11 protein-coding genes are annotated in these 15,100 nt (G+C 73.4%); 8 read left to right on the forward strand and 3 right to left on the reverse strand.

All coding sequences use genetic code 11. The features are described from left to right. Positions 1 to 32: 32 nt before the first annotated feature. A complete protein-coding gene (locus LWC33_RS21595; protein WP_233306243.1) occupies positions 33 to 1,616 on the forward strand; it encodes an acyl--CoA ligase family protein in 1,584 nt (527 codons plus the stop codon). Between the two features lie 110 nt (positions 1,617 to 1,726). Next, on the forward strand, positions 1,727 to 2,941 hold the full coding sequence (locus LWC33_RS21600; RefSeq protein WP_233306244.1) for an MFS transporter: 1,215 nt from the start codon (positions 1,727 to 1,729) through the stop codon (positions 2,939 to 2,941). Positions 2,942 to 2,956: 15 nt separating this feature from the next. Here LWC33_RS21600 and LWC33_RS21605 read toward each other — a convergent pair whose 3' ends face one another. After that, a complete protein-coding gene (locus LWC33_RS21605; protein ID WP_233306245.1) occupies positions 2,957 to 3,772 on the reverse strand; it encodes a DUF72 domain-containing protein in 816 nt (271 codons plus the stop codon). A 28-nt stretch (positions 3,773 to 3,800) separates the two neighbouring features. Here LWC33_RS21605 and LWC33_RS21610 point away from each other — a divergent pair, with 28 nt between their 5' ends. The 6 genes from LWC33_RS21610 to LWC33_RS21635 all read left to right on the forward strand — a co-directional run bounded on the left by LWC33_RS21610 (position 3,801) and on the right by LWC33_RS21635 (position 14,018). Further along, positions 3,801 to 5,108 (forward strand): M20 family metallopeptidase, encoded by a 1,308-nt coding sequence (locus LWC33_RS21610; protein ID WP_233306246.1) that lies wholly within the window; start codon positions 3,801 to 3,803, stop codon positions 5,106 to 5,108. Positions 5,109 to 5,127: 19 nt separating this feature from the next. Beyond that, complete coding sequence (locus LWC33_RS21615; RefSeq protein WP_233306247.1) at positions 5,128 to 5,946, forward strand: serine hydrolase domain-containing protein; 819 nt, start codon at positions 5,128 to 5,130, stop codon at positions 5,944 to 5,946. Positions 5,947 to 6,329: 383 nt separating this feature from the next. Continuing rightward, entirely contained in the window at positions 6,330 to 6,590 is a 261-nt protein-coding gene (locus LWC33_RS21620; protein ID WP_233306248.1) for a DUF8836 family protein, read from the forward strand. 158 nt (positions 6,591 to 6,748) lie between these two features. Then, positions 6,749 to 11,086: an ATP-dependent RNA helicase HrpA gene (gene hrpA, locus LWC33_RS21625; RefSeq protein ID WP_233306249.1), complete on the forward strand. Its 4,338-nt coding sequence runs from the start codon at positions 6,749 to 6,751 to the stop codon at positions 11,084 to 11,086. A 42-nt stretch (positions 11,087 to 11,128) separates the two neighbouring features. Then, positions 11,129 to 12,322 (forward strand): acyl-CoA dehydrogenase family protein, encoded by a 1,194-nt coding sequence (locus tag LWC33_RS21630; RefSeq protein WP_233306250.1) that lies wholly within the window; start codon positions 11,129 to 11,131, stop codon positions 12,320 to 12,322. 115 nt (positions 12,323 to 12,437) lie between these two features. After that, positions 12,438 to 14,018: a fatty acyl-CoA synthetase gene (locus LWC33_RS21635; protein ID WP_233306251.1), complete on the forward strand. Its 1,581-nt coding sequence runs from the start codon at positions 12,438 to 12,440 to the stop codon at positions 14,016 to 14,018. Positions 14,019 to 14,040: 22 nt separating this feature from the next. On the opposite strand, the gene LWC33_RS21640 is transcribed toward LWC33_RS21635, so the two are convergent. After that, positions 14,041 to 14,418, reverse strand: a complete 378-nt coding sequence (locus LWC33_RS21640) for a rhodanese-like domain-containing protein (RefSeq protein WP_233306252.1) — start codon at positions 14,416 to 14,418, stop codon at positions 14,041 to 14,043. Continuing rightward, positions 14,415 to 14,948 (reverse strand): cysteine dioxygenase, encoded by a 534-nt coding sequence (locus LWC33_RS21645; protein ID WP_233306253.1) that lies wholly within the window; start codon positions 14,946 to 14,948, stop codon positions 14,415 to 14,417. Before LWC33_RS21645 ends, LWC33_RS21640 begins: the two co-directional genes overlap by 4 nt. Between the last annotated feature and the right edge of the window lie 152 nt (positions 14,949 to 15,100).

A 15,100-nucleotide genomic window follows, 5' to 3' on the forward strand; every position in this document is an offset into this window, starting at 1 on the left:
CCGGGCCCCGGGCCAGCGGCGAGGATCTGCGGATGGACACGGTCTGGACCACGCCGCTGACGCCGCTGAGCTTCCTGGGCCGCTCGGCCGAGGTGTACCCGGACAAGACGGCGATCGTCCACGACGACCGCACGTGGACCTACGCGGAGTTCGCCGCGGAGGTCACCCGGGTGGCGCACGGCCTGCGCGGTTCCGGCGTGGAGCGCGGGGACCGGGTGGCGTACCTGCTGCCCAACGTGCCCGAGATGCTGGTCGCGCACTTCGCCGTGCCGCTGGCCGGGGCGATCCTGGTCGCGATCAACACCCGGCTGTCGTCCGAGGAGATCCGCTACATCCTCGACCACTCGGGCTCGAAGCTGCTCGTGGTCGACGCGGCACTGTTCCCCCAGGTCGAGCCGGTCGTCCGCGAGCTGCAGACCGTCGAGGAGATCATCACGGTGGTCGACCCGGGCCATCCGGGCGACGGCATCGGCTCCGGTGTGCGCTACGACGACCTGCTCGCCCGCGGCTCGGACGAGCCGCTGCCCTGGGAGGTCGCCGACGAGGACTCGACGATCTCGATCAACTACACCTCGGGCACCACGGGCAAGCCCAAGGGCGTGCAGTACTCGCACCGCGGGGCGTACCTGAACTCGTTCGGCGAGATCGTGCACTCGGCGCACACGCCGGACAGCGTCTACCTCTGGACGCTGCCCATGTTCCACTGCAACGGCTGGTGCACGCCCTGGGCGCTCACCGGCATCGGCGGCACCCACGTCTGCCTGCGTGAGGTCCGCGGCGACCGGATCTGGCAGCTGATCCTCGAGCACGGGGTCACGCACCTCAACGGCGCGCCCACCGTCGTCACCACGATCATGCGCGCGGAGCAGGCGACGAAGCTGGACTACCAGCTCGTCGTCACCACCGCCGGCGCCCCGCCGAGCCCGACCACCATCCTGCAGATGGAGCGGATGGGCTTCCGGATCGTGCACGTCTACGGCCTCACCGAGACCTACGGGCCGTACTCCGTGAACCAGTACCAGCGCGCCTGGGACGGCCTCGAGCCCGAGGAGCGCGCAGCGCTGCAGGCCCGGCAGGGCGTCGGGATGCTGCAGACGGACCGGGTGCGCGTGGTGGACAAGGGCATGCGCGACGTGCCGCGGGACGGGCAGACGATGGGCGAGATCGTCATGCGCGGCAACAACGTCATGACCGGCTACTACGAGGACCCGGCGGGCACCGAGAAGGCGTTCGAGGGCGGCTGGTTCCACTCCGGCGACCTGGGCGTGATGCACCCCGACGGCTACGTGGAGCTGCGCGACCGCGCCAAGGACATCGTCATCTCCGGCGGCGAGAACATCTCGACGGTCGAGGTCGAGCAGGCCGTCGTGTCGCACCCGGCGGTCCTGGAGGCCGCGGTGATCGGCGTGCCCGACGAACAGTGGGGCGAGCGGCCGAAGGCGTTCGTCGTGCTGGCCCCCGGGGGCGAGGCCACGCCCGAGGAGCTGATCGAGCACGTCAAGTCGAAGATCGCGCGGTACAAGGCCCCGCGCGACGTCGAGATCGTCGACGAGCTGCCCAAGACCTCCACGGGCAAGATCCAGAAGTTCGAGCTGCGCGCCCGGGAGAGCTCGTGACGGACGACCGCGTCTGACGACGGCCGCCCGTTCCCCTGACGACCGGTAGGGCCTCCTGATCCGTCACGTCCGGGCGAACCCCGGGCGCGAGTCCGTTAGCGTTGCTCATCGTGAGCCGTGACCAGTCCGCCTTCCGTGTGGGGGCCGGCGCGGTCGCGATCACCACCTCGACGGTGCTGCCGATCTTCCTGACCGGCGCGCTGGCGGTGCAGATCTCCGCCGAGCTGGGCTTCGACCCGGCCGGGCTCGGCCTGGTCGTGGCGCTGTACTTCGCCGTCTCGGCGGTGGTGTCGCTGCCCGTCGGGAAGATCGTCGAGCGCCTGGGCTCGGGCCGGACCAGCCGCATCGCCGTGCTCGGCGCGGCCTCGTTCATGCTGCTCACGGCCGGGCTGGCGCGGAACTACGCCTCGCTCCTCGCGATCCTGCTGTGTGGCGCGTGGTGCAACGTCATGGGTCAGCTCTCCTCGAACCTCACCCTCGCGCGCTCGATGCCCGCCGCGCGCATGGGCCTGTCCTTCGGGGTCAAGCAGGCCTCGGTGCCGCTGGCGACACTGCTGGCGGGCGTCGCGGTCCCGGCCGTCGCGCTCACCGTCGGGTGGCGCTGGGCCTACGTGATCGGGGCGGCGCTGGCGCTGACCTCCCTGGCCGCCGCCCCGCGCGGATCCGGCCCCGGCGTCCGCGACCGCACCGTCCCCGAGGACCGGGCGACGGCGGCGCTGTCGGTCGTCGGCGCCGCCGCGGGACTGGGCGCGGCGAGCGCGACCGGGCTGGGCATCTTCCTGGTGGCCTCGGCGGTGGACCGGGGCGTGGACCCCGGGCTCGCGGGCCTGGTCCTGACCCTCGGCAGCGTCGTCGGGCTGCTGATGCGGATGCTGCACGGCTGGCTCGCCGACCGCCGCACGGGTGGGCACGTGGCGGTCGTCGCCGGCTGCCTGCTGCTGGGCGCGGCCGGGCTCCTGCTGCTCGCCGCGCCCGGACCGGTGGCGCTGGTCGTCGGCACGGTCCTGGGCTTCGGGCTCGGCTGGTCGTGGCCGGGCCTGCTGCAGTTCGCGGTGGTGCGGCTGAACCCGTCGGCGCCCGCCGCGGCGACGGCGATCGTGCAGGTCGGCGTGTACGCCGGCGGGTTCGTCGGGCCGGTCGGGTTCGGGTTCCTGGCCGCGCACGCCTCGTTCACCGCGGCCTGGATCGTGGCCGCCGCCGCGATGGTGGTGGCCGGCGTCGGCGTCCTGCTCGGCCGCCGGATGCTGCTGGCCCACACCCGCAGGTCGGACGATGTCGTGGGCGCCGGGCGCGGAAGCACCCGGCCCTCCCGGGTCAGCGGCTGAGGCGCCGGCCCCGAGTCACCCGCACAGCCGCTCCGCCAGCGCGATCGCGTCGAAGGGCGCGTGCACCTTGACGTCGTTGTCGAAGTAGACGACCACGTCGAGGTCCGCGGCGAGCCATCCGCGGATCCGGTCGGCCCACACGTCCAGGGCCTGCGGCGTGTAGCCGCTGACGTAGAGCTCCTGGTCGCCGTGCAGCCGGACGTAGACGTGGTCGCTGGTCACGTCGGTGAGGAAGGGCCACTTGCCGGCGGTGTCCGCGACGACGAGCGCCACGTCGTGCTCCCGCAGGAGGTCGAGGAACGCCGGGTCGCGGAAGCTCTCGTGCCGGACCTCCACGGCGTGCCGCAGCGGGCGGTCGGCGTCGGTCTCCAGCAGGCTGCGGCCCTCGAGGCGCTCGTCGTGCTCCTTCGCGAGATCGGCCGCGGCGGAAGTGGTGTGCGGCAGCAGCTCGAGGAAGGCCCGCATCCGGTCGGGGTCGAAGCGCATCCGCGGCGGCAGCTGCCACAGCACCGGCCCGAGCTTGGGACCGAGGCCCAGCACGCCGGAGGCGAAGAAGTTGGCCACCGGGGTCCGGACCTCGCGCAGCTGCTTGAGGTGCGTGACGAACCGCGGACCCTTGACCGCGAACAGGAAGTCCGGCGGCGTCTCCTCCCGCCAGCTCACCCAGCTCTCCGGCCGCTGCAGCGAGTAGAAGGACCCGTTGACCTCGATCGACGACACCGCGCGGGACAGGTACTCCAACTCGCGGCGCTGGGCCAGGCCCCTGGGATAGAACACGCCGCGCCACGGCGGGTACCGCCATCCCGACGTCCCGGTGCGCACCTCGGCCACGTGGTCATCCTGGCCTAGGGTGCGGCAGGTGCGCAGCGAACCCGTCCCGCCCGACGACGGCTACCTCCGCGCCCTGGTGGCCGCGACCGAGCGGGCGGTCACCGACGCCGGACCGCTCGGTTCGGACCACGCCGGGGCCACCGCCGAGCTCCGCGAACCAGTCGCCGACGCCGTCGTCGAGCTGGGTGACGAGCTGGTCGCGCTGAGCCGCGACCTGCACGCCCACCCGGAGACGTCGTTCGGCGAGCACCGATCGGTGGCCGCCGTCGCCGAGCTGCTGAAACGGCACGGGCACGAGGCCGAGGTCGGGATCGCCGGGCTGGGGACGGCGTTGCGGGTGGGCGTCGGGACAGAGGGCCCCCACGTCGGGATCCTCGCCGAGTACGACGCACTGCCGGGGATCGGGCACGGCTGCGGCCACAACGTCATCTGCACGACGGCCGTGGGCGCGTACCTCGCGCTCGCCGGCCGGGCGCCGGGCCGGGTCACCCTGTTCGGCACACCCGCCGAGGAGGGCGGGGGCGGCAAGGAGACGATGGCGCGGGCCGGGGTGTTCGACGACGTCGACGCCGTCGTGATGCTCCATCCCTTCTCCCACGACGTCGCCATGCACCCGTTCCTCGGCCGCCGGCAGGTCGAGATGGTGTTCCGCGGGGTCGCGGCGCACGCGGCCGCCCAGCCGTTCATGGGCCGCAACGCCCTCGACGCCGCCGTCGCCGCCTACACCGGGGTGGCGGCGCTGCGTCAGCACCTGCCGCCGGGCGACCGGCTGCACGGGGTGTTCACGGACGGCGGGTCGCGTCCCAACGTCGTCCCGGACCGGGCGGCCTTGCTGTTCTACGTCCGCTCGGCCGAGCCGGACACCCTGCGGGACCTGGCGGCGCGGGTCACCGCGATCGCCGAGGGCGCGGCGCTGATGCACGGCTGCGGCGTCGAGCTCACCTGGGACGAGAAGCCCGCCTACCTGCCGATCCGGCACAACCGCACGCTGGCCGGGCGGTGGGCCGTCAACCAGCGGGACTGCGGCCGGACCTCGCTCAGCCCGGGCGCGGTGCCGGAGTTCCTCACCGGGTCGACCGACCTGGGGAACCTCAGCTACCGGATGCCCGCCATCCACCCGATGCTCGCGATCTCCGGGCCCACGGACTCGCTGCACACCGTCGAGTTCGCCGAGGCGGCGGGCGGGGCGGGCGGCGACGCCGGGGTCCGCGACGGTGCCCTCGGCCTCGCCCTCACCGCCCTGGACTACCTCGCTGACCCGGCGCTGCGCGAGGCCGTGCACGCCGAGTTCGAGGCGCAGGGCGGGGCGGTCGACGTGCCGCACTATTTCGACTAGCCCCAACTACGCTCGACCCGTGGATCTCGCCCGCGCCACGCGCGCCGTCCTGGACTGGCCCGTCGACCACGTCGCCGCCGCGGTGGTGGGTGCCGACGGCGAGGTCCGCGCGACGGCGGGGGACCTCGACCGGGAGTTCCGCCTCGCCTCGGTGACCAAGCTGCTCTCCGCCTACGCCGTGCTCATCGCTGTCGAGGAGGGTGCGATCGAGTGGGACGACCCGGCCGGCCCGGAGGGCTCCACGATCCGGCACCTCGCCGCGCACACCTCCGGCCTCGCCTTCGACTCCGACGACGTCCAGGCGAAGCCGGGCACCCGGCGGATCTACTCGAACGCCGGGTTCACGGTGCTCGGCGACGCGATCGCCAAGGCCAGCGGCATCGCGTTCCCGGAGTACCTGCGCGAGGCCGTCCTCGCCCCGCTCGGGCTCGACGCGACCGAGCTGCGCGGCCCCGCGGGCTCCGGCGCCTTCTCCACGGCCGCCGACATGGCACGGTTCGCCGCCGAGCTGCTGTCGCCCACGCTCGTCGCGCCCGCGACCTTCGCCGAGGCCACCCGGGTCGTCTTCCCGGGCCTCAACGGCGTGCTGCCCGGCTACGGCTCGCAGCGCCCGAACGACTGGGGGGCCGGCTTCGAGATTCGCGACGGCAAGAGCCCGCACTGGACCGGCACCCGCAACTCGCCCCGCACGTTCGGGCACTTCGGCCAGTCCGGGACCTTCTTGTGGGTCGACCCCGTTGCGGGCGCCGCCTGCGTGGTGCTCACCGACCGGAAGTTCGGCGAGTGGGCCGTCGAGGCGTGGACGCCGTACAACGACAGGATCCTCGCGGCCCTGTGAACAGCCCGTATGCGGCAGGATCCGGAACGTGACCCACGACACCCCGTGGATCCGGGAATCATCCGCGGGCCCCGCCCGTTGGATCACATGTCCGAGCCGGGCGAGCAGTGTCCCCGGGCCGCAACAGATAAACGCCGCCGCGGAATACCGTACGGCTGGAGCCGCGGTGTGCCACTCGCCGCGAGGCGACCTGCGTCCGGCTCGGACCCCATCGTCGACCAGGGAATTTCGCCCCGGCCGCGTGGGTTGAAGGAAGCGTCCGGATCGGGCGGACACCGTGTCCCCGGGTCTCAACCATCTGCCGCTGCGAGCGGCCACGCGCCGAGAGGCGACCGGCCGTCCGGCCCGGACCTTCCACCCCTACTTCGCTCGAGGAGCACGCCATGAAGGGCGACCGCGTCGAGATCGTGGTCGACGCCGGCAGCGGCACCACCCGGACCTACGAGGTCGAGGCGACCCGCGCCGGGCGCCGCGTCGACATCGCGCAGACCCGCGGCACAGTGGAGGTCAGCGAGGTCACGCGCGGCGGCACCGTCGTGCGCACCGCCCGCTTCCTGGCCGGCCGGGTGGTCGCGCTCGTGGAGCACCCCGCCACCGACGACCCCGTGGCCGAGGAGATCACCCCGGCGCTGCGCTCGGCCTGACGGCCGCAAACCCGTCGCGCCGCCCCCGGCCGTCGGTCAGACTGGGACCGAGCGGGTGTGATCCACACCGCCCGCCGGAACAGATCCTCCGGCCGGCCCGTTGAACCCGATGCCCGCCGGGCGCGGTCCTCGCCCCCGACAGGCAGACTTGACGATCGATGACCTCCATCCGAGCCACCGGGAACACGACTGCGCGCGCGGGCGATCCCTCCGCACGCACCGGCGTTCCCCTCCCGTCCGGTCCGACACCCACCATCGCGACCGGACCCGCCGCCCCGCAGGCCGCGGCTGCGCCCCAGAGCGGCAGCGCCGCGACCCCGGGTAGCGGCGACCGGACCCGCCGCCGCACACCCCGCCGGCGCGGGTCCCGGGGCCGGAGCGCACCCGCCGAGAGGCGGGGGAACGCGCCCGGCCCCGCCAGCGCCTCTCCCGACGGCCGAACCGACGGCCGCCCCGCCGACGAGCGCCGTGACGGCAGCCGCGACTCGGGCCGTGACTCCGGGAATGGTCGCAGCCGCGGTCAGCGTCCCGAGCGGACCGAGCCCGCCACACCGTCGCTGCCCGCGGAGGTCCTCGCCGACCTCGAGCGCCGCATCGCCGAGCTGGGCCCGCACGACGCGACCCGGCTGACCCGACGGTTCCGCGGTGCCCGCCGCTCCGGCGACGGCACCGCCCAGCAGGCCGTGGCCGACGCCGTCGCCGCGGCCGAGCACCGGCTCGAGCGCCGCCGCACCGCGGTGCCGCGCATCGCCTACCCCGCCGCGCTGCCCGTCAGCGCCCGGCGCGAGGACATCGCCGCGGCGATCCGCGACCACCAGGTCGTGATCGTCGCCGGTGAGACGGGCTCCGGGAAGACCACCCAGCTGCCGAAGATCTGCCTCGAGCTGGGCCGCGGCGTCTCCGGCATGATCGGCCACACCCAGCCGCGCCGGCTCGCCGCGCGGACCGTCGCCGCCCGCATCGCCGAGGAGCTCGGCACGGAGCTGGGTGACGTCGTCGGCTGGAAGGTCCGCTTCACCGACCAGGTGGGCGACCGCACGATGGTCAAGCTGATGACGGACGGCATCCTGCTCGCCGAACTCACCGGCGACCGGGACCTGCTGCAGTACGACACGCTCATCATCGACGAGGCGCACGAGCGCAGCCTCAACATCGACTTCATCCTCGGCTACCTCACGCAGCTGCTGCCCCGGCGTCCCGACCTCAAGGTGATCATCACCTCGGCGACGATCGACCCGGAGCGGTTCGCCCGGCATTTCGGCACGTCCGAGGAGCCCGCCCCGATCGTCGAGGTCTCGGGGCGCTCCTACCCCGTCGAGATCCGGTACCGGCCCGTCGTCGACCCCGACGACCCCGACGCCGACCCGGACCGCGAGGAGATCGACGCCATCGGCGACGCGGTCACCGAGCTGCAGCGCGAGGGCCCCGGCGACACCCTCGTGTTCCTGCCCGGCGAGCGGGAGATCCGCGACACCGCGGACGCGTTGGCGCGCCGGAACTTCCGCAACACCGAGATCCTGCCGCTCTACGCCCGGTTGACCACCGCCGAGCAGCAGCGCGTCTTCGCCCCGCACCCCGGGAACCGGATCGTGCTGGCCACCAACGTCGCCGAGACCTCGCTGACCGTCCCCGGCATCAAGTACGTGATCGACACCGGCACGGCCCGCATCTCGCGCTACTCCCGCCGGCTCAAGGTGCAGCGGCTGCCGATCGAGAAGATCTCGCAGGCCAGCGCCGACCAGCGCGCCGGCCGCTGCGGCCGCACGTCCGACGGCGTCTGCATCCGGCTCTACGCCGAGGACGACTTCGACGCGCGCCCCGAGTTCACCGACCCCGAGATCCTGCGCACCAACCTCGCGTCGGTCGTGCTGCAGATGATCGCGCTGGACCTGGGCGAGATCTCCGCGTTCCCGTTCGTCGAGCCCCCGGACCGCCGGGACGTCGCCGACGGCCTCGCCCTGCTGCACGAGCTGGGCGCGGTCGACCACGGCGCCCTGACGGCGGTGGGCCAGGCCCTCGCCCGGCTGCCCGTCGACCCCCGGCTCGGCCGGATGCTGGTGGAGGCCAACCGGACCGGCTGCCTCACCGAGGTCCTCGTGATCGCCGCGGCGCTGTCGGTGCAGGACCCGCGCGAGCGGCCGACCGAGCAGCGCCAGGCCGCCGACGAGAAGCACAACCGCTTCCGCGTGGAGGGCTCGGACTTCCTCGCGTTCGTCGCGCTCTGGCAGTACCTGGCCGAGCAGCGGGAGGTGTTGTCCGGCAACCGGTTCCGCCGCACGCTGCGCGAGGAGTTCCTGCACTACCTGCGCATCCGCGAGTGGTGGGACCTGCACGGCCAGCTCCGCCGGGCCGCGCGTTCGGCCGGGATGACCGCCAACGACACGCCCGCCGACCCCGACCGGATCCACCAGGCGTTGCTCTCCGGGCTGCTGTCCCAGGTGGGGCTGCTGGAGGAGACCGACACGAAGCAGCGGGGCGGGCGGGGAGACGACACGGCGCGCCGCGGCGCGCGGGAGTACCTCGGGGCCCGCAACGCGAAGTTCGCGATCTGGCCGGGCTCGGCGCTGGCGAAGAAGCCGCCGCGCTGGGTGATGGCGGCCGAGCTCGTCGAGACCTCCCGGCTGTGGGCGCGGACCGTCGCGAGGATCGAGCCGGAGTGGATCGAGCCGCTCGCCGGACATCTCGTCAAGAAGACGTATTCGGAGCCGCACTGGTCGCGCAAGCGAGCGAGCGCCGTCGCCACCGAGCGCGTGACGCTGCACGGGATCCCCGTGATCGCCGACCGGACCGTGGACTTCGGCCGCATCGACCCCGAGGTGTCGCGCGACCTGTTCCTGCGGCACGCGCTCGTCGAGGGCGACTGGGAGACCCGACACCGGTTCTTCCACACCAACCGCGCGCTGCTCGACGACGCCGAGGAGCTCGAGCACCGCGCCCGGCGCCGGGACCTCGTGGTCGACGAGGACACCCTCTTCGAGTTCTACGACCGACGGGTGCCGGCGTCCGTGGTGTCGGGCCGGCACTTCGACTCCTGGTGGAAGAAGGAGTCGCGGCGGAACCCCGAGCTGCTCGACTTCACCGCCGAGATGCTGGAGACCGAGGCCGCGCGCGGAGTCGACCGCTCGGCGTACCCGGACCACGTCGCCGCCGGCGGGCTGACCCTGCCGCTGTCGTACGCGTTCGAGCCCGGGCACCACACGGACGGCGTGACCGTCGACGTCCCCGTGGCCGCGCTGCACCAGGTCGACCCGACGCCGTTCACCTGGCAGGTCCCCGGGCTGCGCGAGGAGCTCGTCACGGCGTTGATCAAGACGCTGCCGAAGACGTTGCGCCGCAACTTCTCTCCCGCCCCGGACCACGCCAGGGCCGTGCTCGCCCGGGTGCGCGCCGGGGACGAGCCGCTCCTCGACGCGCTGGAGCGCGAGCTCGGCAGGATGCGCAACGTGCGGATCGGGCGCGACGACTGGGAGCTGGACCGGCTGCCCGAGCACCTCGTCGTCACCTTCCGGGTGCTCGACGAGAAGGGCCGCGAGCTGGCCAGGGGCACCGACCTCGAGGCGCTGCGCGAGCAGCTCGCCCCGCAGGTCCGGCAGGAGATCGCGGCTGCGGGCCGGGATATCGAGCGGACCGGGCTGACCAGCTGGACCGGTGACATCGGGTCCGGTGGCGAGCTCCCCCGCGAGCTGCCCATACGCCGCGGCACGCACGTGGTGACCGGCTTCCCGGGTCTGCTCGACCGCGGCACAAGCGTTGATGTCCGGGTGTTCGCCACGGCCGCCGAGCGGGACGCTGCGCACCGCCGCGGCGTCCGGCGGCTGCTGCTGCTCGCGACGCCCTCGCCGGCCAAGCAGGTGCAGCGCGGGCTGGACAACCGGGCGAGGCTGACCCTGTCGCGCAACCCGCACGGCAGCGTCGACGCGCTGCTCGAGGACTGCGTGACGTGCGCGGCCGACCACCTGATCGCCCGGGCCGGCGGCCCGTGCTGGGACCTGGCCGGCTACGAGCGACTCCAGGGCGTGTTCGCGCAGCATCTCGCCGGCACCACGATGCAGGTCCTGCAGGCCGTCCGGGCGGTGCTGGACCGCTGGCACCCCGTGCAGGCGGCGCTCGCCGAGCTGCGCTCGCCCGCGACCCGCGAGGGCGCGGCGGACATCCGCGCGCAGCTCGCGGCGCTGGTCGGGCCGGGCTTCGCCACGGCGGCGGGCGCGAACCGGCTCGCCGACGTCACCCGGTACCTGCAGGCCGCCGGGATCCGGATCGACAAGCTCCGTACCGACCCGGCCCGCGACGCCGACTGGACCGCGCAGGTCCGCGTCGTCGCCGACGAGTACGCGGACGAGCTCGCCGCGCTGCCCGAGGGCGTCGATCCCCCGGCCGGCCTGGTCGAGGTGCGCTGGATGATCGAGGAGCTGCGGGTGAGCCTCTACGCGCACCCGATGAAGACCCGCCACCCGGTCTCGATCAAGCGGATCCAGAATGCGCTCGACGAGCTGTAGTCCCGAGGTGCCGCGCGGCCCGAGGCAGGGCAAGGTGATCCCATGGAGCCGCAGTACGCCCACCTCGGCGAGGCGCTGGGGACGGACTTCTTCTCGGTCCGCGAGCAGTTCACCGACGAGCAGTGGGAGCGGTTCGCCACCGTCCGCAAGTTCGTCGACGCCGAGGTGCTGCCGGAGATCGGCGGGTACTGGGAGCGCGGCGAGCTGCCGTGGCACCTGATCCGGAGGCTCCCCGAGCTGGGCGTCGTCGGCGAGACGATCGCCGGGTACGGCGCGGCCGGCATGAGCCCGCTGGCCTGCGGCCTCGTCCACATGGAACTGCACCGCGGCGACGGCTCGCTGGGCACCTTCCTCGGCGTGCACGCCGGGCTCGCGATGCAGTCGATCGCGATGTGCGGCAGCGCGGAGCAGAAGCAGCGCTGGCTGCCGTCGATGTCCACGATGCAGCGGCTGGGCGCCTTCGCGCTCACCGAGCCGGACCACGGGTCCGACTCGGTCGCGCTGGAGACCACCGCCCGTCGCGAGGGCGACCACTGGGTGCTCGACGGCGCCAAGCGCTGGATCGGCAACGGCACGATCGCCGACCTCGTCGTCGTCTGGGCCCGGGACGTGGCCGACGGCGAGGTGAAGGGCTTCGTCGTGGAGACCCCGGCCGAGGGCTACGAGGCCACGGTCATCGGCGGCAAGGTGTCGGTGCGCGCGGTCTGGCAGGCCGACATCACGCTCACCGGCGTGCGCGTGCCCGAGGAGAACCGGCTGACCGGGGCGCGGACCTTCGCCGACTGCGCCGAGGTCCTGGCGAGCACCCGCGGGCTCTGCGCGTGGATGGCGCTCGGCCACGCGACCGCGGGCTACGACGCCGCCCTTCGGTATGCGAAGGAGCGCACGCAGTTCGGCAAGCCCCTGGCCGCGTTCCAGATCGTGCAGGAGAAGCTCGTCGGCATGCTGGCCGACCTCACCGGCATGCAGCTCTACTGCATGCAGATCGGCCGGCTCGCCGAGGCCGGGCGGCTGTCCCCGACGGTCGCCGGGCTGGCCAAGCGGAACAACACCCAGGCCGCGCGGCGGATCCTCGGCACCGCCCGGGACCTGCTGGGCGGCAACGGGATCCTGCTCGAGCACCACGTCGCCCGGCACTGGGCGGACATCGAGGCGGTGCACACCTTCGAGGGCACCGAGACCATGCAGACGCTGATCGTCGGCAAGGAGATCACGGGTATCGGCGCCTTCTCCTGACCCTTCTCCGGAGCCGCCTGCCGAGCCTCGTCCCGAGCCTGCTCCGCAGCCTCGACGGCGGGGCCCGTACCGGGGTCTACTGATCGCCGAACGGCTCGACGAGGAGGCCCCGCGCATGACCGACGACGACCTGGACCGCTACCTGCCGCCCTACACCGCGGAGATCGCGCGGGCGCGACGGCAGAGCATCGGGGCGCTCCTGGCCCGCACGGCGAAGAAGTACCCGGGCAAGCTCGCCGTGGTCCACCGCGACACCCGGCGCACCTTCGCCGAGCTCGACGCCGACGTCAACCGGGTGGCGAACGCCCTGGTGGCGCAGGGTGTGCGGCGGAACCGCCGGGTCGCGATCCTGTCGCACAACTCGTACGCCTTCGTCGTCGCCTACTTCGCGCTTGCCCGGATCGGCGCGATCTCCGTGCCGGTGAACTTCAACTTCACCGCGGGCGAGGTGCGCTATGCGCTCGAGGACAGCGGGGCCCGGGCGGCGATCGTCTCCGAGCGGCTCGCGCCGACGTTCGAGGAGGCCGGCGTCCCGGTCGAGCTGCAGGTCGTGGTCGGGGCGCGGGAGGGCTGGGTGTCCTTCGACGAGCTGCTCGCGCACCCCGACGCCACCGAGCCCGACGTCGAGATCGGCGACGACGACCCGGTCCAGCTGCTCTACACCAGCGGCACCACCTCGGCCCCCAAGGGCGCGATCATGACGAGCCGCAACCTGACCGCCCAGTACGTGAGCGACATCGTCGACGGCGAGTACCACCGCGACGACGTCGAGCTGCACGCCCTGCCGCTCTACCACTGCGCGGCACTGCACGACTTCCTCACGCCGGACGTCTACCTGGGCGCGACCAGCGTGATCGTCGACTCCCCGGACCCGGAGACGATCCTGCGCACCGTCGAGGCCGAGAAGATCACCAAGATGTTCTGCCCGCCGACGGTGTGGATCCGTCTGCTGCGCTCCCCCGACTTCGACCGGTACGACCTGGGCTCGCTGCGGAAGGGCTACTACGGCGCGGCGATCATGCCCGTGGCCGTGCTCACGGAGCTCGGCGAGCGGCTGCCCGCGATCAGGCTGTTCAACTACTACGGCCAGACCGAGCTGGCGCCCAACGCGACCGTGCTGTTCCCCGAGGAGCAGATCGCCAAGGCGGGGACGGCCGGGCGGGCGAGCCTCAACGTGGAGACCCGGCTGCACGACGACGGGGACAACCCGGTCCCCGTCGGGCAGGTCGGCGAGATCGTGCACCGCACCCCGCACGCGATGCGCGGGTACTGGGGCAAGCCGGAGGCGACCGCGGAGGCCTTCCGCAACGGCTGGTTCCACAGCGGTGACCTCGGCGTGATGGACGCCGACGGCTACCTCACGATCGTCGACCGCAAGAAGGATATCATCATCACCGGCGGCGAGAACGTCGCCAGCCGCGAGGTCGAGGACGCCATCTACGAGCACCCCGCCGTCAGCGAGGTCGCGGTGTTCGGGGTGAAGCACCCGGAGTGGATCGAGGCCGTGGCCGCCGCGGTCGTGCTGCGCGAGGGCGCCTCCGCGGAGCCGGCGGAGATCGTCGCCCACACCCGCGAGCGCCTGGCCGGGTTCAAGGCGCCCAAGTACGTGGTGGTCGTCGACGAGCTGCCCAAGAACCCGAGCGGCAAGATCCTCAAGCGGGAGCTCCGCGACACCTACGCCGCCCTCGCCGACTGACCGCTGCGGCGGCCCTCGGGCGTCAGGCGGTGGGGAGGCCCGCCGCCTTCCACGCCCGGAACCCGCCGTCGAGGTCGGTGGCGTTGTGCAGGCCCAGGTCCTGCAGGGAGGCGGCGGCGAGGCTGGAGCTGTAGCCCTCGGAGCAGGCCACGATCCAGGTCACGTCGTGGTCGACGGCCTCGGGGATGCGGGCGCCGGAAGCCGGGTCGAGCCGCCACTCCAGGTGGTTGCGCTCGATCACCAGCGCGTCGGCGAAGGAGCCCTCCTCGTCGCGCTGCCACTGCGGGCGGGTGTCGACCAGGCGCGCGCCGCGCTCCAGGAGCCCGGCGGCCTCCTGCGGGTCCACGCGCTTCAGCCGGGCCCGCGCCTCGGCCAGCACGTCGGCGATCGAGCGGCTCATGCCCCCACCTTCTCCGGTTCGTCCGTCAGCTCGGTGCGGGTGCGGCGCAGGAACTCCCCGTCCGGACCGGACGTCACCTCGTAGTAGCTCATCGCGGTCAGCGGCGGCGAGTAGGCGTGCACGCTGACCGCGGGCGCCTCGAGGTGGTTGGCGACGTCGTGCACGTGGCCGAGCGGGAAGGCGGCGCCGCGCCCCGCCCGCAGCGTACGGGCGCGCAGCCCCTGGCCGGCGACCCAGCGCTGCTCGACCAGGTCGCCGGAGACCACGGTGAGCGCGCCGAGCGAGCCGGCGTGGTCGTGCAGCTCCGCGATCTGCTCCTGGGCCCAGCTGATCAGCCAGACGTCCACGACGTCGTCGGAGTGCAGGCGGCGGGACCAGCGGTGCACGGGATCGACGTGCACCGCGTGCCGGCCGAGGCGGACCTCCTCGGCGTACCGGCGGGTCAGGTCGGTGAGGTCGGACAGGTCGAGCGGGGTGGGAGCGGTGGGACGCAGGGCACGGGGACGAGCGGCAGGGGCGTGCGCGAGCACGGGTACTCCAAGGAGGGGACGACGCGAGCGGGGGGCCTGGGTCAGCTCGAGCTGCGACGTCTCTGACAGCACTCGTCGAACACGTGCCCGCGGCGACTCTCCCAGATCGGGCCGAGGTTCCACGCGGGCATCACACGGTGATTCCAGCACAC

The sequence above is a fragment of the Pseudonocardia terrae genome, assembly GCF_021343995.1.
Lineage (GTDB): Bacteria > Actinomycetota > Actinomycetes > Mycobacteriales > Pseudonocardiaceae > Pseudonocardia > Pseudonocardia terrae.